The sequence below is a fragment of the Desulfomicrobium salsuginis genome, assembly GCF_054657795.1.
This window is the reverse complement of the sequence record NZ_BAAHYA010000001.1, coordinates 162,580-186,496: the sequence shown is the minus strand read 5'-3', so window position 1 is coordinate 186,496 and position 23,917 is coordinate 162,580. Positions and strand designations below refer to the sequence as shown.

General features: G+C 64.3%; 23 protein-coding genes and 1 tRNA gene. 20 read left to right on the top strand and 4 right to left on the bottom strand.

The features are described from left to right. Positions 1-5: 5 nt before the first annotated feature. Complete coding sequence (gene mreB, locus ACYQ3G_RS00810; RefSeq protein WP_028577658.1) at positions 6-1,031, top strand: rod shape-determining protein; 1,026 nt, start codon at positions 6-8, stop codon at positions 1,029-1,031. On the opposite strand, the gene ACYQ3G_RS00805 is transcribed toward mreB, so the two are convergent. Next, positions 1,024-1,542: an NUDIX hydrolase gene (locus tag ACYQ3G_RS00805; protein ID WP_459821444.1), complete on the bottom strand. Its 519-nt coding sequence runs from the start codon at positions 1,540-1,542 to the stop codon at positions 1,024-1,026. The two genes, mreB and ACYQ3G_RS00805, sit on opposite strands and share 8 nt — an antisense overlap. A gap of 33 nt (positions 1,543-1,575) precedes the next feature. Between ACYQ3G_RS00805 and rimI the strand changes: the two genes are divergently transcribed. The 19 genes from rimI (at position 1,576) to ACYQ3G_RS00710 (ending at position 20,278) form a co-directional block, all read left to right on the top strand. After that, positions 1,576-2,037: a ribosomal protein S18-alanine N-acetyltransferase gene (rimI, locus tag ACYQ3G_RS00800; RefSeq protein WP_459821442.1), complete on the top strand. Its 462-nt coding sequence runs from the start codon at positions 1,576-1,578 to the stop codon at positions 2,035-2,037. 50 nt (positions 2,038-2,087) lie between these two features. Further along, positions 2,088-2,573 (top strand): peptidylprolyl isomerase, encoded by a 486-nt coding sequence (locus tag ACYQ3G_RS00795; RefSeq protein ID WP_459821440.1) that lies wholly within the window; start codon positions 2,088-2,090, stop codon positions 2,571-2,573. A 3-nt stretch (positions 2,574-2,576) separates the two neighbouring features. Then, entirely contained in the window at positions 2,577-3,563 is a 987-nt protein-coding gene (locus ACYQ3G_RS00790) for a YheT family hydrolase (RefSeq protein ID WP_459821438.1), read from the top strand. A gap of 135 nt (positions 3,564-3,698) precedes the next feature. Continuing rightward, entirely contained in the window at positions 3,699-5,120 is a 1,422-nt protein-coding gene (locus tag ACYQ3G_RS00785) for a DegQ family serine endoprotease (RefSeq protein WP_459821436.1), read from the top strand. A 43-nt stretch (positions 5,121-5,163) separates the two neighbouring features. Further along, positions 5,164-6,048: a 4-(cytidine 5'-diphospho)-2-C-methyl-D-erythritol kinase gene (ispE, locus tag ACYQ3G_RS00780; RefSeq protein ID WP_459821434.1), complete on the top strand. Its 885-nt coding sequence runs from the start codon at positions 5,164-5,166 to the stop codon at positions 6,046-6,048. A 94-nt stretch (positions 6,049-6,142) separates the two neighbouring features. After that, positions 6,143-6,218, top strand: a tRNA-Gln gene (locus ACYQ3G_RS00775). 20 nt (positions 6,219-6,238) lie between these two features. Continuing rightward, positions 6,239-7,183 (top strand): ribose-phosphate diphosphokinase, encoded by a 945-nt coding sequence (locus ACYQ3G_RS00770; protein WP_028577663.1) that lies wholly within the window; start codon positions 6,239-6,241, stop codon positions 7,181-7,183. Between the two features lie 50 nt (positions 7,184-7,233). Next, on the top strand, positions 7,234-7,824 hold the full coding sequence (locus ACYQ3G_RS00765) for a 50S ribosomal protein L25 (protein WP_028577664.1): 591 nt from the start codon (positions 7,234-7,236) through the stop codon (positions 7,822-7,824). A gap of 79 nt (positions 7,825-7,903) precedes the next feature. Beyond that, positions 7,904-8,500 (top strand): aminoacyl-tRNA hydrolase, encoded by a 597-nt coding sequence (pth, locus tag ACYQ3G_RS00760; protein ID WP_459821431.1) that lies wholly within the window; start codon positions 7,904-7,906, stop codon positions 8,498-8,500. A gap of 96 nt (positions 8,501-8,596) precedes the next feature. Then, positions 8,597-9,127 carry a CarD family transcriptional regulator gene (locus ACYQ3G_RS00755; RefSeq protein ID WP_028577666.1) on the top strand — a complete coding sequence of 177 codons (531 nt, stop codon included), beginning with the start codon at positions 8,597-8,599 and terminating at the stop codon, positions 9,125-9,127. Positions 9,128-9,382: 255 nt separating this feature from the next. Next, positions 9,383-10,630 carry a transcription termination factor Rho gene (rho, locus tag ACYQ3G_RS00750; RefSeq protein ID WP_028577667.1) on the top strand — a complete coding sequence of 416 codons (1,248 nt, stop codon included), beginning with the start codon at positions 9,383-9,385 and terminating at the stop codon, positions 10,628-10,630. A gap of 8 nt (positions 10,631-10,638) precedes the next feature. Further along, a complete protein-coding gene (nadE, locus tag ACYQ3G_RS00745) occupies positions 10,639-11,541 on the top strand; it encodes an NAD(+) synthase (protein WP_459821428.1) in 903 nt (300 codons plus the stop codon). Further along, positions 11,541-12,956 (top strand): beta-barrel assembly-enhancing protease, encoded by a 1,416-nt coding sequence (locus ACYQ3G_RS00740; protein WP_459824150.1) that lies wholly within the window; start codon positions 11,541-11,543, stop codon positions 12,954-12,956. The genes nadE and ACYQ3G_RS00740 overlap by 1 nt, the downstream gene beginning before the upstream one ends. 81 nt (positions 12,957-13,037) lie before the next feature. Continuing rightward, the gene (yajC, locus tag ACYQ3G_RS00735; RefSeq protein WP_459821426.1) at positions 13,038-13,388 is read left to right on the top strand and encodes a preprotein translocase subunit YajC; all 351 of its coding nucleotides are present in this window, start codon (positions 13,038-13,040) and stop codon (positions 13,386-13,388) included. Positions 13,389-13,537: 149 nt separating this feature from the next. Continuing rightward, on the top strand, positions 13,538-15,133 hold the full coding sequence (secD, locus tag ACYQ3G_RS00730; protein WP_459821424.1) for a protein translocase subunit SecD: 1,596 nt from the start codon (positions 13,538-13,540) through the stop codon (positions 15,131-15,133). A 10-nt stretch (positions 15,134-15,143) separates the two neighbouring features. Then, the gene (secF, locus tag ACYQ3G_RS00725; RefSeq protein WP_028577671.1) at positions 15,144-16,217 is read left to right on the top strand and encodes a protein translocase subunit SecF; all 1,074 of its coding nucleotides are present in this window, start codon (positions 15,144-15,146) and stop codon (positions 16,215-16,217) included. 369 nt (positions 16,218-16,586) lie between these two features. Continuing rightward, positions 16,587-17,879, top strand: coding sequence for a sulfite exporter TauE/SafE family protein (locus ACYQ3G_RS00720; RefSeq protein WP_459821422.1), 1,293 nt, complete (start codon positions 16,587-16,589; stop codon positions 17,877-17,879). Positions 17,880-17,928: 49 nt separating this feature from the next. Further along, on the top strand, positions 17,929-18,459 hold the full coding sequence (locus ACYQ3G_RS00715; protein ID WP_459821420.1) for a hypothetical protein: 531 nt from the start codon (positions 17,929-17,931) through the stop codon (positions 18,457-18,459). A gap of 112 nt (positions 18,460-18,571) precedes the next feature. Continuing rightward, positions 18,572-20,278, top strand: coding sequence for a PEP/pyruvate-binding domain-containing protein (locus tag ACYQ3G_RS00710; protein ID WP_459821418.1), 1,707 nt, complete (start codon positions 18,572-18,574; stop codon positions 20,276-20,278). A gap of 66 nt (positions 20,279-20,344) precedes the next feature. Here ACYQ3G_RS00710 and nadB read toward each other — a convergent pair whose 3' ends face one another. From nadB to nadC, 3 genes are read right to left on the bottom strand one after another with little or no spacing between them, the layout of a single operon-like run. Beyond that, entirely contained in the window at positions 20,345-21,931 is a 1,587-nt protein-coding gene (gene nadB, locus ACYQ3G_RS00705) for an L-aspartate oxidase (protein ID WP_459821416.1), read from the bottom strand. Positions 21,932-21,941: 10 nt separating this feature from the next. Continuing rightward, positions 21,942-22,961 carry a quinolinate synthase NadA gene (gene nadA / locus ACYQ3G_RS00700; protein ID WP_459821414.1) on the bottom strand — a complete coding sequence of 340 codons (1,020 nt, stop codon included), beginning with the start codon at positions 22,959-22,961 and terminating at the stop codon, positions 21,942-21,944. Further along, positions 22,958-23,830, bottom strand: a complete 873-nt coding sequence (nadC, locus tag ACYQ3G_RS00695) for a carboxylating nicotinate-nucleotide diphosphorylase (protein ID WP_459821412.1) — start codon at positions 23,828-23,830, stop codon at positions 22,958-22,960. The genes nadA and nadC overlap by 4 nt, the downstream gene beginning before the upstream one ends. Positions 23,831-23,917 lie beyond the last annotated feature (87 nt).

Here is a 23,917-nt window from a genome sequence, read left to right as displayed (position 1 = left end):
CCTTCATGTTTTTCAGCAAGCTTTTCGGCTTTCTCGGCAAGAATCTGGCCATGGACCTCGGCACTGCCAACACGCTTCTCTACTCCCCCAAGGACGGCATCGTGCTCAACGAGCCCTCGGTGGTGGCACTCGACGTGCGCAACGACTCCATCCTGGCCGTGGGCCGTGAGGCCAAGGAATACCTCGGCCGCACCCCGGACCGCATCAGGGCCGTGCGCCCCTTGAAGGACGGCGTCATCGCCGACTTCGAGGTGACCAAGGCCATGATCTCCTATTTCGTGCGCAAGGTCATCACGGGCATGCGCATCGTCAAGCCGCGCATGGTCATCTGTGTGCCGGCCGGCATTACCCAGGTCGAGAAGCGGGCCGTGGTCGAGTCGGCCCTGCAGGCCGGCGCACGCGAGGTCAAGCTCATCGAGGAGCCCATGGCCGCGGCCATCGGCGCTGGGCTGCCCATCCACGAGCCGCGCGGCAACATGGTCGTGGACATCGGCGGCGGCACCACGGAGGTGGCGGTCATCTCCCTCTCGGCCGTGGCCTACTCCGAGTCCGTGCGCATCGCCGGCGACGAGCTCAACGACGCCATCCAGCGCTACGTGCAGGACGAGTTCCAGCTCCTGATCGGCGAGAACATGGCCGAGGCGGCCAAGATCCAGATCGCCTCCGCCGTGCCCCTGGCCGAGCCCCTGCAGTACCGCGTGGCCGGCAAGAATCTCGTGGACGGCAACCCCAAGTCCGTGGTCCTGACCGACTCCCATGTGCGCGAGGCCATCAAGGAGCCCGTGGCGGCCATCGTCGCCGCCGTGCGCCGGGCCTTGGAGAAGACGCCGCCCGAACTGGTGGCCGACATCGCCACCAACGGCCTCCTGCTGGCCGGCGGCGGGGCGCTCCTCAAGGGTCTGGACAAGCTCATCACGCAGCAGAGCGCCCTCATGGTGCACATCGACGACGACCCGCTGACCACGGTGGTGCGCGGCACGGGCCGTTCCCTGGAGGACGAGGCGACCTTCTCCAAGGTCTACATCAACTAGGCGCGTTCGTGAGGCGGGTCCGCCAGACCGTCAGCAGGTCCGGCGAGAGCTGTTCGGGGAAGGAGGAGACCAGGGCGTCGAGTTCGTCCCGGTCCACGAAGAGGAAGGAGAGGTCCCCGGCGAGGGCCTGGACGGCCTTGTCCGGCAGTTCGGCCTCGAAGACCTCGACGATCTCGGCCCCCGTGCCGGCGCCAGCGTTCAGCGTGCGCACGTGCCGCAGGCTGTCCCCCAGATCGGCCGCGGCCGCGGGCAGACGGTTCTGCGCCGCCTCCTCGGCCGCCTCCTCGGCGCCGATATGGCCGCTCCCGGCCACGTCCCAGCGCCCGGGATGCAGGGGATGGTCGGCCGGCAGCCTGCGCAGGGCGAGGCGCCCGCGGCGGTCCGTGAGCAACAGCAGGACGCCGCGGTGCGCAAGACCCTGCGCATGGACCTCCTCGGGGGACATGATGGCCAGGGGGCGGTTCTCGGCATCCACCACATAAATCCTGTCCGGACTCGATTCCGTCGACATGGGCACCCGCACTTTTTTTCAGGATTGAACACGATGCACGAATCCGGCCTGCACACCCGCCTGCTCGGACCCGAAGACGCCCTGGCCCTGGCTGGCCTGGAATCCTCCGTCTTCGACGACCCCTGGGACGCCGGGCGGTTCGAAACTCTCCTGGGGCAGGACCGCTTCTTCGCGGTCGGGGTGTTCGAAGGTCCGCGCATGGTCGCCTATCTGACCGCCTACATCGTGGCGGGCGAACTGGAAATAGTCAACGTTGCCGTGGACTCGTCCCGCCGCGGGCAGGGAATCGGCGGGACGCTCTTGCGGTACTGCCTGGATCGGGCGCGCCTTCTGGGCGCGCAGCGCGCGGTGCTGGAGGTTCGCAGCGGCAACGCGGCGGCCCGGGCCCTTTACAAAAGCTGCGGTTTCACGCAGGCCGGGCTGCGCAAGGGCTACTACGCCGACAGCGGCGAGGACGCCCTGGTGCTGGAGTGGTCGGCCCCGCACGCGCCCTGAGGCGCCGGGTCGGCGTGCAACGAGCGAAACACAATCAAGGAGAAACCATCATGATAGTCATGGAAACGTCCATGGGGACAATGAAGATCGAACTGTTCGAGGACAAGGCCCCCATCACCTGCGAGAACTTCCTGAACTACGTGCGCGACGGGTTCTACGACGGGACCATCTTCCACCGCGTCATCCCGAACTTCGTCCTGCAGGGCGGCGGCATGACCGAGGGCATGCGCGAGAAGCAGACTGGAAAGCCCATCAAGAACGAGGCCGACAACGGCCTGAAGAACCTGCGCGGCAGCCTGTCCATGGCCCGCACCCAGGTCGTCGACAGCGCGACCTCCCAGTTCTTCATCAACCTGCGCGACAACGCCTTCCTGGACCACGGCGCGCGCGACTTCGGGTATGCCGTGTTCGCCCGCGTGACCGAAGGCCTGGAGGTCATGGACGCCATCGCCGCCGTGCCGACGGGCAATCACGGTTTTCACCAGGACGTGCCCAAGGAACCGGTCCTCATCACCCGCGTGTATATAGAGGAATAGGCCGTGGTGCGGCTGCGGACCGCCTTCCCCTTTTCCAGCGGCCACGTGCAGACGCTTTTCCCGCACGTTTTCCGGGTCCGGGCGCGGGTGCCGTACGAGCGCCAGCGCCTGGAGACGTCGGACGGGGATTTCGTCGATCTGGACTGGTCGCGGACGGGGTCGGACCGGCTGACGCTCGTCCTGCACGGTCTGGAAGGGCATTCGCGCAGCAAGTACGTGCTCGGCATGGCCAGGGCCGCCAGGCATCACGGCCTGGATGTCCTGGCCATGAACCACCGCAGCTGCGGCGGCGAGCTCAACCGCAAGCCGACCATGTACCATTCGGGATGGACCCGGGACCTGCATGAGGTCCTGCTTATGGTCGAGTCCCTGGGGCGCTACCGCAGCGTCGACCTGGTGGGCTTCAGCCTCGGCGCCAACGTCGTGCTCAAGTACCTGGGCGAGGACCCGGCGCAGGTCCCGGGTATCGTGCGCCGGGCGGTGGCCCTGTCCGTGCCGTGCGACCTGGAGGACGCGGCCGGGGCCCTGGAGCGCCCGGAATGCGCCATCTACATGCGCTACCTGCTTGACCTGCTGCGAAAGAAGATTATCCGGAAGAGTCGGGTCTTTCCCGGCGTGTTCGACCTGACGGACATGCACAGGCTGCGGACCTTCCGCCAGTTCGACGACAGGTTCACGGCGCCCATGCACGGGTTTCGGGACGCCCTCGATTACTGGCGGCGTTCCAGCTCCAGGCAGTTTCTGGGCAACATCGAGCACAGGACGTGCCTCATCAACGCCGCCAACGACCCCTTCCTGGGTCCGCGCTGCTTTCCCGTGGACGAGGTCCGCGCCAGCCAGACCGTGTCCATGGTCATGCCGCAGACCGGCGGGCATGTCGGTTTCGTGGGTTCGGGAAGTCCTGGGTGGATGTACTGGTCGGAGTGGATGGCCATGCGCTTTGTGCAGTACCCGGATTGTCCTGATGTGCAAAATTGCGTCGTCCGCTGACGCGCTGAGACGAATTTGTGCACTATTGTGCGCATTCGTGCGCGTCGGCTGATGCGCTGCAGTGTGCGGCCGGGCAATGGAGAAGATGGCACGCCCTATGCTTTCGCCTTCACCTCGTAGCAACGGAGGTATCTCATGAAATACGCGATTCGTTCTCTGGCATTGCTTTGCCTGATCCTGGCGTCGGCCGCCACGGCCGCCCAACTGCCGGACTTCACGGATCTGGCCGAGACATCGGGCCGGGCCGTGGTCAACATCAGTACGGTCAAGGTGGTCAAGGGACAGCCGAACATGCAGCAGTTTTTCCGGCAGGCCCCGCGCGGCCAGCACCCCTTCGGCGACTTTTTCGACCAGTTCGAGCGCTTTTTCGGCGAGCAGGGGCGGGTGCCCCGCGAGCAGCGCTCCCTGGGTTCGGGCTTCGTCATGTCTGCCGACGGGTACATAGTGACCAACAACCACGTCGTCGAGGGCGCCGATTCCATCAAGGTCAACCTGCGCGCCGACGGTAACGGCGAGGTGTCCTACGACGCCGAGGTCGTGGGCACGGACAAGGAGACGGACCTGGCCCTGCTCAAGATCGCGCCAAAGGGGACCCTGCCGTACCTGGCCTTCGGCGATTCAGACGTCCTCAAGGTCGGCCAGTGGGTCATGGCCATCGGCAACCCCTTCGGCCTGGACCACACCGTCACGGCCGGCATCGTCAGCGCCAAGGGACGGACCATCGGCGCAGGCCCCTACGACAACTTCATCCAGACCGACGCGTCCATCAACCCCGGCAACAGCGGCGGGCCGCTCATCAACCTCGACGGCCAGGTCATCGGCATCAACACGGCCATCATCGCCTCGGGGCAGGGCATCGGTTTCGCCATCCCCAGCAGCCTGGCCCGGCAGGTCATCGACCAGCTCAAGGAATACAAGACCGTCAAGCGCGGCTGGCTCGGCGTGTCCATCCAGGACGTGGACGCCAACTCCGCCAAGGCCCTGGGCCTGAAGGACGCCAAGGGCGCTCTCGTTTCCTCCGTCACCCCCGGCGACCCGGCCGACAAGGCGGGAATCAGGGCCGGCGACGTCATCACGGCCGTTGACGGGGCCCAGGTGGCCGATGCCGGCGACCTGACCCGCAAGATCGGCGACCTGCTGCCCGGCGCCAAGGTCGGCGTGACCGTGTGGCGCGACGGCAAGACCGTGAAACTGACCCTGGTCCTTGGCGAGCGCAACGCCGAGAAGGTGGCCCAGGCCAGCCCGGGCGGCTCCCCCGAAGCCCCCGGCGAGGCCGTGCTGGGTCTGAGCGTGCGACCGGTGACCGAAGCCGAGGCGGGTGCCCTGGATCTCGATCGCGCCATGGGCCTGCTGGTGGTCGAGGTGGCGGAAGGTTCTCCCGCTGCCCAGAGCGGCCTCGCCCCCGGCGACGTCGTCCTCGAGGCCAACGGAAAGCCCGTGAACACCACCAAGGCTCTGCAGGACGTCATCGCCGGCGACGCCAAGGACAAGGGCGTGGTCATGCTCCTTCTCAAGCGCCAGGGACGCAACGTGTTCCGGACCATCCCGTTGTCATGACAGCACAAAGCGCCCGAAAGGGCGCTTTTTCGCGAGGACGGACATGACGCAGGAACTCACGGCCGGGTGCAAGGTGAACCTCTACCTGGACATCGTCGGGGTGCGGGAGGACGGCTACCACGAGATCGAAAGCCTCTTCTACCCGTTGCCCGCGCCCTGCGACGTCCTGACGGTGAGCGAGGGCGGGGAGGGCTTCCGCCTGACCTGTTCGGACCCTTCCCTGGCCGCGGGGCAGAACATCCTGACGCGGGCCTACGAACGCTTTGCCGCGGCCACCGGGTTCGCACCCGGCCTGGCCGTGCACCTGAACAAGGGCATACCCATGGGCGCGGGCCTCGGCGGGGGCAGCAGCGATGCCGCGACACTGCTTACATGGCTCAATGGCAGGGCCGGCCGCAAGGCTCTGGGCTCGAATGCACTGGCGGAACTGGCCTTGACCCTGGGGGCCGACGTGCCCTTTTTCCTGGCCAACGTTCCGGCCTGGGTCACGGGCATCGGGGAAGGGCTCGAACCCGTGCCCATGAACCTGGACGACTACGTCGTGCTGGTCGTCTGCCCGCAGGTGCACGTCAACACGGCATGGGCCTACAGGCGTTACGACGAGATGCTGGCGCAGGGACTGGTGCAGTCAAGAAAAGAGTTGACACTGAATTTTAGCCCTATTAAGAATCTTTGCTTCACGAAACCGCCCGAGCTCTGGAATAGCTTTGAGAAAGTTGTTTTTCAAGAATTTCCGGTGCTTTACGGTATCAAAGAGCTGATTCTGGATGGTTTTGCCGAAGCATGTGTCATGAGCGGCAGCGGCTCCAGCTTCGTGGCTCTTTTTTCGTCTTCCGGGAATGCCGCGCGTTGCGCCGGCAGGCTGCGCTCCCTCGGGCACGCCTGCTACGGCATTCATTCCGGGAGGCCAGTGCGGCTGGATTCGTGAGGGTTTTCTGGTCGGGCTGCGGGTCCACAAACCTGGCGGTCTTTTTGTTTTACTCGGGGGAGCCGTAGGCCTGACAAGGCCGGGCGACCTGTGTTGGGGCGTCGCCAAGCTGGCAAGGCAACGGGTTTTGGTTCCGTCATTCGGAGGTTCGAATCCTCCCGCCCCAGCCATACACTCTGAAGGAAAGACTATGCCACGCGTCGGTGAACTGAAAATCGTCACGGGGACCGCGAACCCCGCCCTGGCCGCCCGCATCTGCGATCATCTGGGCTGCAAGATCACTCCGTCCCTGGTCGACGTTTTCAGCGACGGCGAGATTCGGATCGAGATGGGTGACAACGTGCGCGGCGACGACGTATACGTGGTCCAGTCCACGTGCTACCCGGTCAACCACAATCTGATGGAACTGTGCCTCATGCTGGACGCCTTGAAGCGCGCCAGCGCAGGTCGCGTAACCGCGGTGGTGCCCTATTTCGGGTACGCCCGGCAGGACCGCAAGGTCGTGCCCAGGGTGCCCATCAGCGCCAAGCTGGTCGCGGACTTCATTTCCGTGGCGGGCGTGGACCGCGTGCTGACCATCGATCTGCACTCGGGACAGATCCAGGGATTTTTCGACAAGCCCGTCGACAACCTGTACGCCGCCCAGGTGCTGCTCGAATACATCCGCAAGCTCGGCGACAACCTCATCGTCGTTTCGCCGGACGCCGGCGGCACGGAGCGGGCCAGGGCATACGCCAAGCGCCTCGGCGTCGGCCTGGCCATCGTCGACAAGCGTCGCGAAGGTCCCAACAAGGCCCACGCCATGCAGCTCATCGGTGACGTGAAGGGCAAGATCGCCGTGGTCCTGGACGACATGATCGACACGGCCGGCACCATGACCGAAGCCGGCAACCTGCTGGCCGAGAACGGCGCCGAGGATGTCGTGGCCTGTGCCACGCACCCGGTCCTGTCGGGTCCGGCGGTGGAGCGCCTGATGAGTTCGGCCTTCTCGCAGGTCATCGTCACGGACACCATCCCGCTCAACCCCAAGGCCGCGGCGAGCGACAAATTCAAGGTTATTTCCGTTGGCAGTCTCATTGCCAAGGCGATTCACAATATCCATTCCGAATCTTCGGTGAGCGTGCTGTTCAGCTGAACCCGTTCGGAAAAGACCTATTTTTTAGTTGATGAATAAAGGAGAAAAGCATGTCTGAAGTCACTAGTTTGCAGCTGAAGCAGCGCGAGGAAAGGGGAAAAGGCCCGTGCGCCCGCTTGCGTTCCAATGGGTTGGTTCCCGGTGTTTTCTACAACTCCAAGGGTGAAAACATCTCCTTTACCGTAGACAACATGGCTTTGGGCAAGGTTTTCGAGAAGGTTCGCTACTCGAAGATGCTCGAACTGCACATCGATGTCGATGGCCAGGTCGAGAAGCGCAACGCTCTGTTCAAGAAGCTGGTCTCCCATCCGGTCAAGCGCCGCTACGATCATGTGGACTTCATCGGCATCGAACTCGACAAGGAAGTGCAGGTCACCGTTCCGGTCGAGACCGTCGGACGCGCCAAGGGCGTGGTCCTGGGCGGCAAGCTCGAGATCCTCGAGGAGCGCGTCATGGTCCGCTGCCTGCCGACCATCATCCCTGACTCCATCGTCGTCGACGTGGCCGATCTGGACATCGCCGAGAAGGTCTTCGTCGAGCAGCTGGTGCTGCCCGAAGGGGTCAAGGCCGTTTACGACCGCAACTTCCCCGTCGTCACCATCCAGGCCGGTCGCGGCGCGAAGGCCGGCGAGGAAGAATAGTCCGTTCATTCCGGAGGCCCTGCCCGGCAGGGCCTCCGTTCTCTCCGTCCAGTCCATTTCTCTCCCCTGACGGTTCCCCATGACGTACGACGGCCTGATTGTCGGGTTGGGCAACCCGGGTCCAAAGTATGCCCGGACCCGCCATAATTTCGGTTTTCTCCTTGCCGACCGCCTCGTGGCCCATTGGGCCTCCGAGCCCGGCGCGTCGTGCGAAGCCAGGGGCGTGCGCTCCAAGGCCGAAGTGTGGGACGTGAGCGAGAATTATGGGGCCAGGCGATGGCTCGTAGTCAAGCCGCAGACCTTCATGAACCTGAGCGGCCAGTCCGTGGGCGAGCTCTGCCGCAAGAACGGCGTCACCCCGGAGCGCGTCCTGGTACTGCACGACGAGCTGGATCTGCCACTGGGCACGGCGCGCTTCAAGTTCTCGGGCGGGCTTGCCGGTCACAACGGCCTCAAGTCCGTGGCCGCCCATCTCGGGACCCGCGATTTTGCCCGGCTTCGGCTGGGCATCGGGCGGCCCGAAGGTCCGGAGGCCATGGCCGACTACGTGCTGAAGGGCTTTCTTCCCGCCGAGTGGGAGCAGGTCGGCCAGGTTCTCGAAGCCGCCGTGACGGCGGTCCTGCAGTATTGCCGCGAAGGCCTGGACGCCGCGACGGCCCGTCTGCACGCGCGCTGACCACTGGCTGACTTCAGAGCTTAGTGGACGCCGTTTTGTTTTTGCGCTATTCTTTTTTTTCCATGCAGTCCGATTTCGTTATTGTGGAGGTCGCTTGTGTTTTCAGTTGATGAACTTGTCGTCTATCCCGCGCAGGGGGTCGGTAAGGTCGAAAGGATTGAGACCCAGGAGATCGGCGGCGTAGCCACGGAACTCATCATCGTGCGTATTCTGAGCAACAACGTCACTCTGATGGTCCCCGTGCGCAACGCCAAAAATGTCGGGCTGCGCGGCGTCTACACCTCTGCCCAGGCCGAGGAGATCCGCGAGTACCTGCAGGACCGCTCCGATTTCACTGGCTATTCCGGCCAGAACTGGAACCGCCGCTACCGGGAGTACTCCGAGAAGCTCAAGAGCAGTGACCTCAAGGACGTGGCCTACGTCCTCAAGGAACTCATTCTCATCGGCAAGGACAAGGAACTGTCCTTCGGCGAGCGCAGGCTTCTCGAACAGGCCATGGGGCTCATTTCCCTGGAGCTGTCCTTCGCCCTGCAGCAGGATCAGGCCGAGGTGAAGAAGTCCATCGAGGCGCTGTTCGCGGACATCCTCCAGGCCAAGGCCGAGGAAGATGAAGTCGAGGGCGATTAGCCGCCCTTGGCCCCTTGTTTTTTTCGATACGTTCAGATATTTCATTGTTCCATCCCTGCCAGACACTACAAGTCCTCAAGCAGAAACACATATTGTCCGTGCGATCTCCTGAAAGGGTTTTTTACATTCATACCAGAGCACTTTTCTGACCCATCATTTTTCGAAATTCACAATACATAATTTTCGACCGTTAGGTCTGTTTCTTATCACCTCCGCTCACAGGCATAAGCCATTTCATTGTTACGAGGTTTCGTTATGAATCTTTCCGAGTTGAAAACCAAATCCATGGCCGAACTCATGGATATCGCCGCGGAGTATCAGATCGAAAACGTGAGCGGCCTGCGCAAGCAGGAGCTCATCTTCGCGCTGCTCCAGGCCTGCGCTTCCCAGAACGGGTCCATATTCGGCGAGGGTGTCCTGGAGATCCTGCCCGATGGATTCGGTTTTCTGCGTTCGCCCACGTCCAGCTACATGCCCGGTCCGGACGACATCTACGTCTCGCCCTCCCAGATCCGGCGTTTCGCGCTGCGCACGGGCGACGTCGTCTCCGGCCAGATCAGGCCGCCCAAGGAGGGGGAACGCTATTTTGCGCTGCTGCGGGTCAAGGAGATCTGCTTCCGCGAACCCGAGGAGGCCAAGCGCATCGTCCTCTTCGACAACCTCACGCCCATCTATCCCGACGAGCAGTTCCGCCTCGAGATCGCCGACAAGAACTACTCGACGCGCATCGTCGACCTCATGACCCCCATCGGCAAAGGCCAGCGCGCCCTCATCGTGGCCCCGCCGCGCACCGGCAAGACCATGCTCATGCAGGCCATCGCCAATTCCATCAGCATCAACCACCCCGACGCGTACCTCATCGTCCTCCTGATCGACGAACGCCCCGAGGAAGTCACGGACATGGAGCGCACGGTCAAGGCCGAGGTCATCAGCTCGACCTTCGACGAGCCGCCGACCCGTCACGTGCAGGTGGCCGAGATGGTTCTGGAGAAGGCCAAGCGCCTGGTCGAACGCAAGGTCGACGTGGTCATCCTGCTCGACTCCATCACACGCCTCGGGCGCGCCTACAACGCCACGACCCCGTCCTCCGGACGCGTGCTGTCGGGCGGCCTGGACGCCAACGCCCTGCAGCGGCCCAAGCGCTTCTTTGGCGCGGCCCGCAACATCGAGGAGGGCGGCAGCCTGACCATTATCTCCACGGCCCTGGTCGACACGGGCTCGCGCATGGACGAAGTCATCTTCGAGGAGTTCAAGGGCACGGGCAACTGCGACATCTACCTCGACCGTCACCTCGCGGACAAGCGCGTCTTCCCGGCCATCGACCTGAACCGGTCCGGCACCCGCAAGGAAGAGCTGCTCCTCGAACCCGACGTCCTGAACAAGGTCTGGATTCTCCGCCGCATCATGGGTCCCATGAACTCCGTTGACACCATGGACTTCCTGCTGGACAAGATGCGCGGCACCAAGAGCAACAAGGATTTCCTGGACATGATGAACTCATAGGAGGAGGCATGGCCGCTTTGCCCCGCATGGAATGTCCCTGCGACGACGACTTCGATCTGTGGCTGGAGCTTCTGGAGGTCAAGGCCTCCGCGGGGCTCCTGGACGCCCTTGGCGATTTTCTGCAGGACTACCTGCGGGCTTCGGGGCTCAGGCTTTACGTCATGGGCCTCTCGGGCGGGATCGACTCGTCCTTCCTGGCGGCCCTGCTGCATTCCAGAGGCATCCCCTACCTGGGATTCTGCCTGCCCATCGCCTCCAACACCCCGGCCGAGATCGAGCGCGGGACGCGCGTGGCCGAAGCCTACGCCATGGCGCCCGAGGGCGTGGCCCTCACCCACAAGCATGACCTCACGGACCTCTATCGGCAGATATCCGCAACCTTCGCGGGGATCTATCCGAACACGAATCCCGTGGCCGAAGGCAACCTCAAGGCCCGCACCCGCATGCTCTTCCTGTACCACGTGGCCCAGCTTCACGGTGGGTGCGTCCTGTCCACGGACCAACTCGACGAGCTGCTGACCGGCTTTTGGACCTTGCACGGCGACGTGGGGGACGTGAGCCCCATCCAGCTCATCCCCAAATCCTCGGAGTACGATCTGGCGCGCATGCTTTGCGCCCGCCTGGCCGACCCGGCGCCCCTGCAGGCGGCCATCGAGGCCGTACCCACGGACGGGCTCGGGATCAGCCATTCGGACCTCGACCAGCTTGAGGCCGAATCCTACGCCCAGGTCGAGGACATGTTCCGCGAATATTTTCGGCTGCGCCGTGACGAGCGCGACAGCGGGCTGGCCGCCGAGCAGGCGGCCCGCAAGGCCGTCCTCGAAGGGTCTGGTCCTGTCCGCCGCTTTCTGGCCAGCGGGTTCAAGCGCAACGGCGCGGTGCTGGTGGACCCGAGGGGTGCGCGGACGTGATGCGCACCCGCGGCACAAGGGCGACTGTGTGGCTGCTGGCCTTCCTCATCGCCTGGACCTGCCCTCGCAGCGCCGCGTACGCGTTCGGCGAGTTCACCATCCGTGACGAACTCGAACTGGCCCGCAAATTCGACCTCATCATCGAGACGCGCTTCCCGGTCATCGAAGACACCCGCATCACGGGCTACGTGCAGACCCTCGTCGACCGCCTCGTGGCGGCCATGCCCCCCCAGCCCTTCCCCATCAAGGTCACCGTGGTCAGGAACGGGGCCCTGAACGCCTTCGCCTCCGCCGCGGGCCACATCACGATTTTCACCGGGCTCATCACCAATCTGGCCGGCGAGGACGAACTGGCCAGCGTCATCGCCCACGAACTGGCCCATGTCTCCGAGCGGCACATCGCCAAGTCCATCGAGCAGGGCCAGCTGGCCGGGGCAGGATCGTTGCTGGGCATCCTGGCCGCCGTGCTCGTCGGTTCCCAGGGGGGAGGCGAGGGCGCCAGCGCCCTGGCCCTGGGCTCCGTGGCCGGCGCCAAGGCCATGCAGCTCAAGTACACCCGCGAGAACGAGACCGACGCCGACCAGTACGGGCTTGGCTTCCTGGTCGACGCGGGCTTCGGCCCAAGCGGCATGACCTCGGCCTTCGAAAAGATCCGCAAGCTGCAGTGGATTTCCGGGGGCGGGGATGTGCCGTCGTACCTGTCCACCCACCCCGGCGTCGACGAGCGCGTGGGCTACATGCAGGAGCGCGTGGCCAGGCTGCCCAAGGCGGTGCGCGAGCGGCGCTCCGACAATGCGGAATACGAGCGCGTGAAGATGCTCGTTCAGGCCTGGTACACGGATGCGAATTCGGCCCTGGCCCTGTTTTCGGCGCCACCCAAGCCGACGTGCCGGGACCGTCTGGGCCGGGCCATCGCCCTGAGCCGCCTGGGGCGCGCCGAGGAGGCCGGCAAGGCCTTTTCCGAGGCCATGGTCTGCAACCCCTCGGACGTCCTGTGGAAGCGGGAGTACGGCCGCTACGCCTTCGAGTTCGGCGACCTCGCCACGTCGGTCAAGCTGTTGCAGGAAACGGTGCTGCGCGATCCGAACGATCTCTACGCCCTCTTTTTCTACGCCCGGGCCGTGGCCGAGCAGGGCAATTACGCAGCCAGCGTTTCGGCCATGGAGCGCGTTGCCAAGGATGTGCCGCGGGACTCCGAGGTGCTGGAGAACCTGGCCCGCTACCAGGCTGCCATGGGCCGCGGGTTCGACGCGCATCTTAACTACGCCAAGGCCTTTGCCTACAAGCGCCAGTTCACGAAGTACGCCTTCCACATGGAGAAGGCCGAGGCCCTGGCCGCCGGCGGCAAGGACCGGGAAAAGATCGGCCAGGTGCGGAGCGAGATCGCCGAGTACAGGGAGATTCTGGGCATCTAGACGGTTTGGTCTTGAATTTCGTGCTGCCGCAGGGTAGCCAACGCGCGAACAACGCGACATCACGTCAACGGAGGAAACATCATGTTTTTTGAAAGTATCGCCCACGCCATGGGACAGGCTCCCGCGGCCGGAGGCCAGCCCGGCGGGCCCCTCATGACCTTCATGCCCCTCATCCTCATGTTCGTCATCTTCTACTTCCTGCTCATCCGCCCGCAGCAGAAGAAGCAGAAGGAACACAAGCAGATGCTCGACAACCTGTCGCGCGGCGACCGCGTCATCACCGCCGGTGGCCTGTACGGCCGGGTGGTGGAGGCCAAGGACGAGATACTGACCTTGGATCTGGGCAACGACATGCAGGTGCAGGTCGGCCGCGCCTTCATCTCGGCCGTGATCACCGCCGACGCCGCCAAGGCCAAGGACAAGAAAAAGTAGCCTTTTGGCACGTCATACGCTAAGGCAGGCCTGTTTCCGCAACCGGGAACAGGCCTTGTTTTGTACGCGTTGCCGGAGGTTTCGCCCCCGGTGCGTGCTTTTTGTTGACGACACCCCTAACCTGTTTGCCTTGGATAAGGATGACGCTCATGGGTAGTTTGCGCTGGAGGGCATTGCTTGCCGCGTTCGTGATTGTGGTGGCCTTGATTTACGTCCTGCCGTCCATTCCTTCGATTCGCACTTCTTCGCTGGGGGCCGTGCTGCCGTCCGAAGAAATCAACCTCGGTCTGGACCTCAAGGGCGGCATCCATCTGACCCTGGGCGTGGATCTCGACACCGCCCTGGCCAACGCCATCACCAGCGCCGGCCAGGATTTGAGGGTCGAGGCCCGCGAAAAAAAGGTGCTGGTCCTGAGGCCTCGCCTGCTGGGCACGCGCCAGCTGGAGTTCACCCTGGTCAAGAAGGAGCAGCAGCCTGAGATCGACGACCTGCTCAAGGCGCGCTTCGGCAGCTTCGATGTGACCACGCGCGAGGACTCAGGCAACGGTCAGATGCGCTACGTGCTGACGGCCTCGGAGAAGTACATCAAATATCTCGAGGATCTGACCATGGATCAGGCCCTCAAGACCATACGCAACCGCATCGACCAGTTCGGCGTGGCCGAGCCCGACATCCGCAAGCAGCAGGACAACCGCATCATCGTCCAGTTGCCTGGCCTCGACGACCCCAAGCGGGCCATCAACATCATCGGCCGCACAGCCCATCTCGAATTCAAGCTGGTCGACGAGGGTGCCGACGTCCAGGCCGCCGTGGCCGGCAAGGTGCCCGCCGAGAGCGAACTGGCCTATCTCGTCGACAAGCGCGGCGGTGCGGAGGTCAAGACCCCCATCGTCCTCAAGTCCGAGGTCGTGCTCACGGGCGAGTACATCACCGACGCCAACGTGCAGTTCGATTCCTACGGGCAGGCCTATGTCGGCATGAATTTCAACGCCCGCGGGGCCCGCATCTTCGAGGACGTGACCGCTGCCAACGTCAAGAAGCGCCTGGCCATCGTGCTCGACGGCACGGTCCACTCCGCCCCGGTCATCCAGGACCGCATCGGCGGCGGCCGCGCCTCCATCACCGGCCACTTCACGACCGAAGAGGCCCACGACCTGGCGGTCGTCCTGCGGGCCGGCTCCCTCCCTGCGCCCGTGACCATCCTCGAGGAACGGACGGTCGGTCCTTCCCTCGGGCAGGAATCCATCGACGCCGGCATGATCGCCGCGCTGATCGGCGGCGTGTTCGTGGTTGTCTTTATGTCGGTCTACTACCGCAAGGCCGGACTTATCGCGGCCTTCGAGGTCGTCCTCGACATCATGCTGATCCTGGCCGGGCTGGCCGCTTTCGGCGCGACCCTGACCCTGCCTGGCATCGCCGGCATCATCCTGACGCTGGGCATGGCCGTGGACGCCAACGTGCTCATCTACGAACGCATCCGCGAGGAACTGCGCCACGGCGAATCCGTGGTGTCGGCCATTGGCAACGGCTTTTCCCGTGCGACCGTGACCATCCTCGATTCCAACCTGACCACGGTCATCGCCGCCGTCATCCTGTACCAGTTCGGCACCGGGCCCGTGCGCGGCTTCGCCGTGACCCTGACGCTTGGCATCCTGGCGTCCATGTTCACGGCGATCTTCGTGTCCCGCATCTTCTTCGACGCCTGGCTGGCCAGAAGGCAGCCCGGAACCCAACCGAGCATTTAAGGAGCCGACCATGTCCTTTGAACTGATCAGACACGACACGAATGTAGATTTCGTCGGGCTACGCAAATACGCCTACATCCTCTCCGCGGTGCTGCTCATCGCCGGTACGCTGTCCCTGCTTTTCAAGGGCGGGCCGCAGTACGGCATCGACTTCGCAGGTGGTTTCAACGTCCAGGTGCGCTTCACCCAGGATGCCGAACTCGACAAGATCCGCACGGCGCTCAACAGCCCTGTTCTGCCCGGTCTCGTTGTGCAGGACTTCGGCGACGCCGCCGACCACGAGGTGCTGCTGCGCGTCTCCTTCGCCGACCAGTCGACTAATCAGGTCCGCGACGCGGTTTCCGCCGGACTCGACGCCCAGTTCGGAGCCGGAGCGCACGAGATCCAGCGTCTGGAAATGGTCGGGCCCAAGGTCGGCGCCGACCTGCGAGAGAAGGCGCTGCAGGCCATCTTCTACGCCGTACTGCTCATCGCGACCTACATTTCCGGACGCTTCGAGCAGAAGTGGATGGTCGCCGGCTTCATGGCCGCCGGGCTTTCCGCGGTGGTCTATGTCCTCGACCTGCTGAACGCACCCACGAGCATGTCCGTCATCGCGGCCACCGTCGCCACGCTGGTGCTGTGCGTGGTGCTGCGGCTCAAGTACGCCCTGGGCGCCATGGTCGCCCTCATCCACGACGTCATGATTCCGCTGGGGTTCTTCTCCCTCATGAACAAGGACGTCGATCTGACCATCATCGCGGCGCTCCTGACCATCGTCGGCTACTCCCTGAACGATACCATCATCGTCTACGACCGTATCCGCGAAAACCTGCGGGCCAAGGTTGCGCCCTCGCTGGATACGGTCATCAACCGTTCCGTGAACCAGACCCTGTCCCGGACCATCATTACCTCGGGCACGACCTTCCTGGCTGTCCTGGCCCTCTACATCTTCGGTGGAGGCGTGATCCACGACTTCGCCCTGTGTATGCTGCTGGGCGTCCTGGCCGGAACCTACTCTTCCATCTATGTCGCCGCCCCCGTGCTTGGCTTCTTCAAGCCGCGCATCGACGTGGAGGATGCTCCCAAGGCCGCTGCAGCCTGAGTCCGCTTCGGCTTCATCGTATTCAAGGCGCTCTTCGGAGCGCTTTTTTTTGTAAAAAAACGGGCTGTTACAATGTTTTTGCACCGGTTTTGAACGAAAAGGGCGGAGTGTGACGGCGTATATTGTGAAATTTATAACTATGTGATGGTCAAAATGACAGGAATCTGATCCTTCATTTGGTGAAAAATGTGACAAAAGGTGCAAGTGCCGTTATCGGCACGCGAAAGTTGCCAATTTTTCCGGAGTGGTGGTAGAGGGGGCTAACAATTTTTGCATGTTTTCGTCTCCAAAGGCGCACTGTCGACGATGGCGAGGAAAATTTTCGGTCTGAACCACATTTTTGTACAACGGGAGAGAAAGGGAGGTTTTATGAAACGTTTTTATGTCATGATCGTAACCGCACTTGTCGCTCTGGCGTGCGTATCCGCGCCCCTGTGGGCCCAGGACAACGCTTCCGCCCCGCAGGCCGCGCCCGCGGCTGTCGAACAGGCCGCCACACCGGCCGCAGAGGCTCCCAAGGCTGCCGAACCGGCCGCCGCTCCGGCCGCCGCCCCTGCCGCCGAAGCGACCACGGCCGCCGCTCCTGCCGGCAACAAGCTGCAGCAGGCCATCGCCAAGGCCCCCGTGGGCACCGAAAAGGGTCAGATCGACCCGGCCAAGCCCGCCGGCTTCCTGGGCATTCCCGGCGCGCCCAACGTCAGCGTCGTCGTCGCTCTTCTCTGGGCGGTGTGGGTAGGCTGGATCTTCTCCACCGTCGGCGCCTTCGGCGGCGTCATGGCCGGCGTCGGCCACATGAGCGTGTTCGGCTTCGGCGAGTATGCCGGCGCCTTCAAGAAGACCGCCCCGGACCTCGGCAAGACCATGACCGACTCCATCAAGGCCTCGAACCAGTTCCTGGTCGGTACCTCCGCCCTGATCAGCTCCATCAACTATCTGAAGATGAAGCGCCTGGTCCTGCCCCTGGCTATCAGCCTCGGCCTGGGTTCCCTCCTGGGCGCCTTCGGCGCCGCCACCCTGTCCGCCGGCAAGCTCGATTTCAAGTCCTACCAGGGCTACTTCGGTCTCTTCGTCCTGGCTCTGGGCGCGTACCTGATCTATGAAACCTCCCCCGCCGGCCAGGCCAGCAAGAAGACCGCCAAGGCCGCGGCCAAGGCCTTCGAGGACAACGCCAAGAAGATGCGCAGCGGCGAAAAGGTCGACCTCAACGCCGGTCTGAAGATCGAACAGTTCACGCCCTTCGTCTGTTCCTTCACCTTCTTCGGCGTCCCCTTCAAGTTCAACCCCCTGATCCCCTTCCTTGGCGGCATCGTCATCGCCGCAGTGGCGGCCTTCCTGGGTGTCGGCGGCGGCTTCCTGCTGGTGCCCTTCCTGACCAGCGTGACCCAGCTGCCCATGTACCTGGCCGCCGGCACGTCCGCCCTGGCCGTCCTGATCAGCATGATCACCAGTATCCTGACCCTTATGACCAAGGGCGTGCCGATCGACTGGGTCCTGATCGGCACCGAACTGGTGGGCATCACCATCGGTTCCATCATCGGCCCGCGCACGACGCAGTACTTCTCCGACATCATGCTCAAGCGCCTCTTCATCGTTCTGGCCCTCTACGTGGGTGTCGGCTACTTCCTGGCCGGCTTCTTCGGCATCAAGCTGCCCGGCGTATAACTCCGATCACGAAGCTCCCCCGGCCTTCCGGGGGAGCTTTTTTCATCTTATGCTCGAACTCATCATCTCCGGTTTAGACGCCTGGCTCATCGCTCCCTTCCGCTGGTTCGATTCCTCGGAAGCAGGTTTTTTCTTCGGCATTTTCGCCTTGGCGCTGCAGAGCGTGGCCATCGGGCATGTCCTCATGTCCGTGATGGGCCGGATGCAGCATTCCGTCATGCACAAGCACCAGTCCGAAGCGGCGCGTCGTTCTGAACTGGCCATGCAGGCATTGCAGGTTCACGACAAGACGGCCTACATCGCCCAGAACAGGCTGGCCAAGGACGCTTACGGGCACGCCATGGCCCTCGGGGTGGGGAAAGTCACCGCTTCGCTGTGCCCGGCCGTTGGGGCTCTGGGCTGGCTCGATCTGCGCTTCCGAGGCGTGCCTCTGGACCTGCCGTTTTCCGTTCCCGGACTCGGCGACTCCGTATTCTATCCTTTCTATTTCATCCCTGCCTACATCCTTGTCCGGTTTTGCTGGGGTTACGCCTGGAGGCGCTACCGTCGGTCCCGTATCCTCCTGGAAGCCTCTGCATAGTCCCGATCTTCGGGGCTGAGGCTTTTCTTGCGCATGAGAATGATCTATGCGGCTCTCTGGGCGCCGACCATCCGCTAACCCAGAAGGCGCATCGCAAAGCTCAAGGAGCCCCATGGACGATTCCCGGCTATTCACCCACTGGACGTTCGAATCCTTTGCCCCGGGATCGATCCCTAGGCAGAAATACAACGCCTTCCGGCAGCTGCACCGCAAAACGGAAATCTGCTTCGAACTTCTGGCCCGCTTCGAGGAATTATCCGCAGGAATTTCGGTCATAGACTGGTGTCGTGTGTCGAAACTGGTCGGGAGCCTGAACGGACAGATCCGGGCCCTGGTGGACCTCCTGCAGGCCATGAATCCCGTTGAGTTCATGGATGCGCACGACTGGTTCACCAAGCTCGCCTTCTACGCCAGGATGTCCACGGAACATGCGGCCATCGCCGCGACCCCTCCCTATCTCGAAGCCATTGCCGGCGTCCGTCCGGGGCATCCGCTGGCCTGGGTCCGCATGCATCTGCCCGATGCGGTCGGCGAGTCCGGGCTCGTCATTACGCCCGCCCTGTACCAGTATCTCGTCGAGGCCAACGACCTGCGTCCGCGACTCGACGCGCTGCTGCGCCAGCTCGACCTTTCCGACGAGGCCCTGGTCGAGGCCGTGAGCGAAAAGCTCGTGTCCATGCTCCTGTCCGCAAGACTGCCCGAACGCCTGCGCGCGGAACTGGAGATCGAGGCCACGGAGCTGACCACGGGGGGTGAACTGCTGGACGTGCTGGTGCTGGTCGGCAGCGGCGAGGATGCGGTGCTCATCGGCAGGCAGAGCGGGGTGCGTGCGGCCGACTTTTTCACGGCCTGGATCGGTGCGGTGTGCTGCAAATTCTCGCCGTCGTCCCTGACCCTGCGCCTTGGGCTCGGCCTGGCTGACGAGGAGCACCCCCTGACGGTGCTGGTCTATCCGGGCGGAAAGGATGCGGCGAAAGCCTGCGATCTGTGGCGGGGGAAGCCGGACGCCGGGGCCCTGTTGCGCCGTGTGGGGCAGATCGTCCCGCGAATCAGCCAGCTGCATGTCTTCCGCGCCCAGGGCGAGGCTCTGCGGCCCGAACAGTGCCGTTCCCTGCACGATCTGGTCTGCCTTTGCCTGGAACGCGGACTGTCCCAGATTTTCGCCTTCGCCGGCGAGCCTGCGCGCGGCCTGAGCGGCATCAAGCAGATGCGTCTGGAGATTCCGGTCGTCATCAACTCCTTCAACCTCGGAGGCGGCCTTTTTCCCACGGCTGCGGAACGGGCGGTCATCTCCATGGAGGACGTGCGTTCCATCCCGGCCTGGTCCTTCCTTATGGGCCTCGTCAACCCGGTCGTGACCTGGCCCGTGTCCGAGCACGGCGAAGCCCCGCACGGCGAGGCCTCGGCCATGCCGCACTACAGCAGCTACGCGGTCCTGGCCCAGTGCTTCATGCACTGCACCCTGCGGCTGGAGCAGAATCTGTATGTCGTGGAGTGCCGGTGTGAGGACGAAACCCCAGGTTATATCCAGTTCCGCTGCATGTTCGGCGGGCCGGGCGCCAGGGAGCGGGTCCGGCTGGTCGAGACTGTCCGTGCCATCCTGGAGGCGGAGGGGTTCGCGGTGGATTCGCGGGGCAACTATCTGACGGCCGTGCGCAGCGGCGTGGAGGACGTGTTCATCCAGCGCAATCTGGTCGGTCTGGGGCTGTTGGTGGCCTGGCTGCAGGTCAGGGGCGCGGAAGTGGCCGCCATGGACGCGGGGGAGGGGGCGGCCGCCTTTCGCCGGCTGGTCGTGGAAGCGCGTTCCAACCCCCTCTGATTCTCCCGGTCCCGTCCAGCCGACTGTTGAAAATTCAGGATGAGCAGGTCGTTGAAAAACGGCCCGTTAATCCTTGCGGTAGTGGCAGCCGCGCGTGGTCTTGTTGCGCAGCGCCGCCGTGGTCACGATGTAGGCCGTCTGGCAGCCGTGGAAGAGGTCCACGGATTCCTTGCATACGCGGATGGAGCGATAGAAGGTGTGCAGCCTCTTGTTCAGGTTGCGCAGGTCCTCGAAGGCGCGTTCCAGGCGCGGCGTGGTGCGCACGATGCCCATGTAGTTCCACATGGTGCTGCGGATGGTGGCCCAGTCCTGGTTGATGAGGGCCGGGTCCTCCATCTCGGTCTTACCGGAGGTGATCCAGTCCGCGATGGAGTCCTGCAGGCGCTGGCACAGGGCGCACGAATTTTCCGCATAGCGCTGGTTGATGTCGTCGGCCGCGCTCATCCCCCACAACACCCCTTCCAGCAGCGAGGTCGAGGCCAGGCGGTTGGCCCCGTGCACGCCCGTGCAGGCGATCTCGCCCGCCGCGTACAGCGCCTCCAGGGTGCTGCGTCCGCGCCTGTCCACCAGCACGCCGCCGCAGGAATAATGCGCCGCCGGGACCACCGGGATGGGGTCCTTGGACATGTCGATGCCGATTTCCTTGCACTTGGCGTAGATGGTCGGGAAGCGCTTGCGCAGGTTCTGATCCACGAAGTTGGCAGCGTCCAGGAAGACGCAGTCCTCCCCGCTTTTCAGCATCTCGTCGACGATGGCCCGGGCCACGATGTCGCGTGGGGCCAGTTCCATGCGCTCGTCGTAGCGGGCCATGAAGCGCTCGCCCTTGACGTTGAAGAGCCTGGCGCCCTCGCCGCGCACAGCCTCGGAAATGAGGAACTTGCGGTCCGAACGGTGGAAGAGGGCCGTGGGGTGGAACTGGATGTACTCCAGGTTCATGACCGTGGCCCCGGCGCGGTGGGCCATGGCCATGCCAGAGCCGATGGACGAGGACGTGTTGGTCGTGTGCAGGAAGATCTGCCCCAGGCCTCCGGTGCACAGGACCGTGAAGTCGGCCAGGATGGTGTTTGGCTCGCCCGTCTCGCCGTTGAAGACGTAGGCCCCGACGCACTGGTTGTTCAGTTGGTAGCGGTATTCGAGTTTTGTGGAGTGGTGGCGGGTGGCCAGCAGGTCGATGGCCGTGCGGCGGAACAGGACCCGGATGTTGGGGTGGGCCAGCACGGCCTTGACCAGGCTGTCCTGGATGGCCCGGCCCGTGTAGTCGGCGCAGGTCAGGATGCGGTGCACGGAGTGGCCGCCTTCCCGGGTCAGGTAGAAGTCGCCGTTCTCGGTGCGGTCGAAGGGCACCTGCACGCGCTCCAGGAGAATGCGCTCCACCGCCCGCGGCCCTTCATCGCAGAGATGGCTGACGGCGTCGGCGTAGTTGAACTCCCACCCGGCCTTGGTGATGTCCCGCGCCAGCTGTTCCGGCGTTTCCTCGGGGTTTTTGTAGATGATGCCGCCCTGGGCCAGGGCGGTGTTGCCGTTGTCGAGGGTGGAGCCGGAAGAGAGCAGGGTCACTTCGCGTCCCTTGTCGGCCAGGCACAGGGCCGCGGTGCAGCCGGCGATGCCCGATCCGATGACCAGGACCTCGGTTTTCATGCGAGAGGATGTCATGACATATGTCCTATCGGCAGGCGTCGAGCATGCGCTGCAGGGCTATGCGCGCGGGCTGGGCGATGTCGTCGTCGACCCGCACGGGCTTGGCCGTGTCCAGGGCCGTGAGAGTGCGGGCCAGGTTTTCTTCGGTGATCTTGGCCATGTTCGAGCACAGGGCCGTGCGCAGCGGACGGACGGTCCTGTCGGTGTGGCGCAGCGCCAGGCGGTTGACCAGATTCCACTCGGTGCCGACGTAGATGGTACTGCCGGCCGGGGCCTCGGCCACGGCCTTGATGAGGTAGGAGGTCGAGCCCGCGCCGTCGGCCATGGTCACGACCTCGGGGCTGCATTCGGGGTGGACCAGGACCAGGGCGCCGGGCTCGTCGCGGCGGATGGCCGAGACGTGTTCGGTGTGGAACAGGGCGTGGACGGCGCACAGGCCGGGCCAGAGGTAGATGCTCGTCGACGGGTCGGCGGCCGGCACGAAGCGTCCCTGGCCGCGGATGTCGAGGCGCATGGTCCGGGCAGGGTCGATGCCCAGGGCGCGCGCCGTGTTCCGTCCGAGATTGGCGTCGGGCATGAACAGCACGCCGTCGCCCTGGCCCAGGGCCCAGTTCATCATGGTCTTGGCGTTGGCCGACGTGCAGACGCTGCCGCCGTGCCTGCCGCAGACGGCCTTCACGGCGGCCGAGGAGTTGACGTAGGTCAGGGGGATGATGCGCGCCCCGTCCCGGTTGAGGGCCGTCAGGACCTTCTCCGCCAGGGCCGCGGGCACCATGTCGGCCATGACGCAGCTGGCGTTTTCGTCGGGGATGTGCACCTTCTGCCCTGGTCTGGCCAGGATGGCCGCGGTCTCGGCCATGAAGTGCACGCCGCAGAAGACGATGTGCTCGGCGTCCAGGCCGTCTATGCGTCGGGCCAGTTCGAGGGAGTCGCCCAGGATGTCCGCGTGGCGGACCACGTCGTCGGCCTGGTAGTGGTGGGCCAGGATGCAGAGCTTCGTGCCCAGCGCTTCCTTGCGTGCGGTGATGGTCCGGGTCGGCGTCATGCGTGCCCCCTGTGGGTTGATGTCAGGCGCATGGAAAAGTCCGCCACGGGTGCGGAGTGGGTGATGGCGCCGGTGGAAATGAAGGTCGGCCGGAGTTCGGCCAGGGTCCTGATGTTCGAAAGCGTCACGTTGCCGCTGATCTCGGACTCGATGTGCGCCGGGACGAGGGCCAGGGCCCGGGCGGCCATGTCGGGCGGCATGTTGTCGAGCATGATGCGCTCCGGGGCCAGGGCCACGGCCTCGCGCACGTCGTCGAGGGTCCGGCACTCGATCTCCAGGGGCGGGCAGACGGCGTAGGCCGCCCGCACCCTGCGCACGGCCTCGGTGATGGAGCCGGCCTGGTCGATGTGGTTGTCCTTGAGCATGAGCATCTCTTCGAGGTTGGCCCGGTGGTTGTGCCCTCCGCCCATGCGCACCGCGTACTTTTCCAGGTAGCGCTGTCCGGGCGTGGTCTTGCGCGTGTCCAGAACCCGCACTCCCGTGCCTTCGACGGCCTGCACGAAGCGCCGCGTCGCGCAGGCCACGCCCGAGAGGTGGCAGACGAAGTTCATGATGACCCGTTCGGCCTTGAGCAAGATCGATGCCGGGGCCAGGATGCGGGCCACTTCCCGGCCGCTTTCGACCGTGTCGCCGTCGGACGCCAGCAGGGTCACGACAGGGTCGGCGCAGCCCATGCGCCCCAGCACCACGGAGATGAGGGGCAGGCCCGCCATCACGGCGTCCTCCTTGGCCACGATGGATGCCTGGAGCATCGACGCCGACGGGAAAAGGGCTTCGGAGGTCAGGTCCCGCCCGTCCTCCTCCAGGGCCAGGTCCACCAGTCGATGCAGCATGGCCAGGCGGTCGTTGCAAAAGAATTGAGAAAACATGCGCGTTCCTTGCATGGGGGGTGTTGCGGTCAGGGTTTTTGACTAGGAAAAGCGCCTTCCGCCGTCAAGCCGCAATGGTTCGCCACG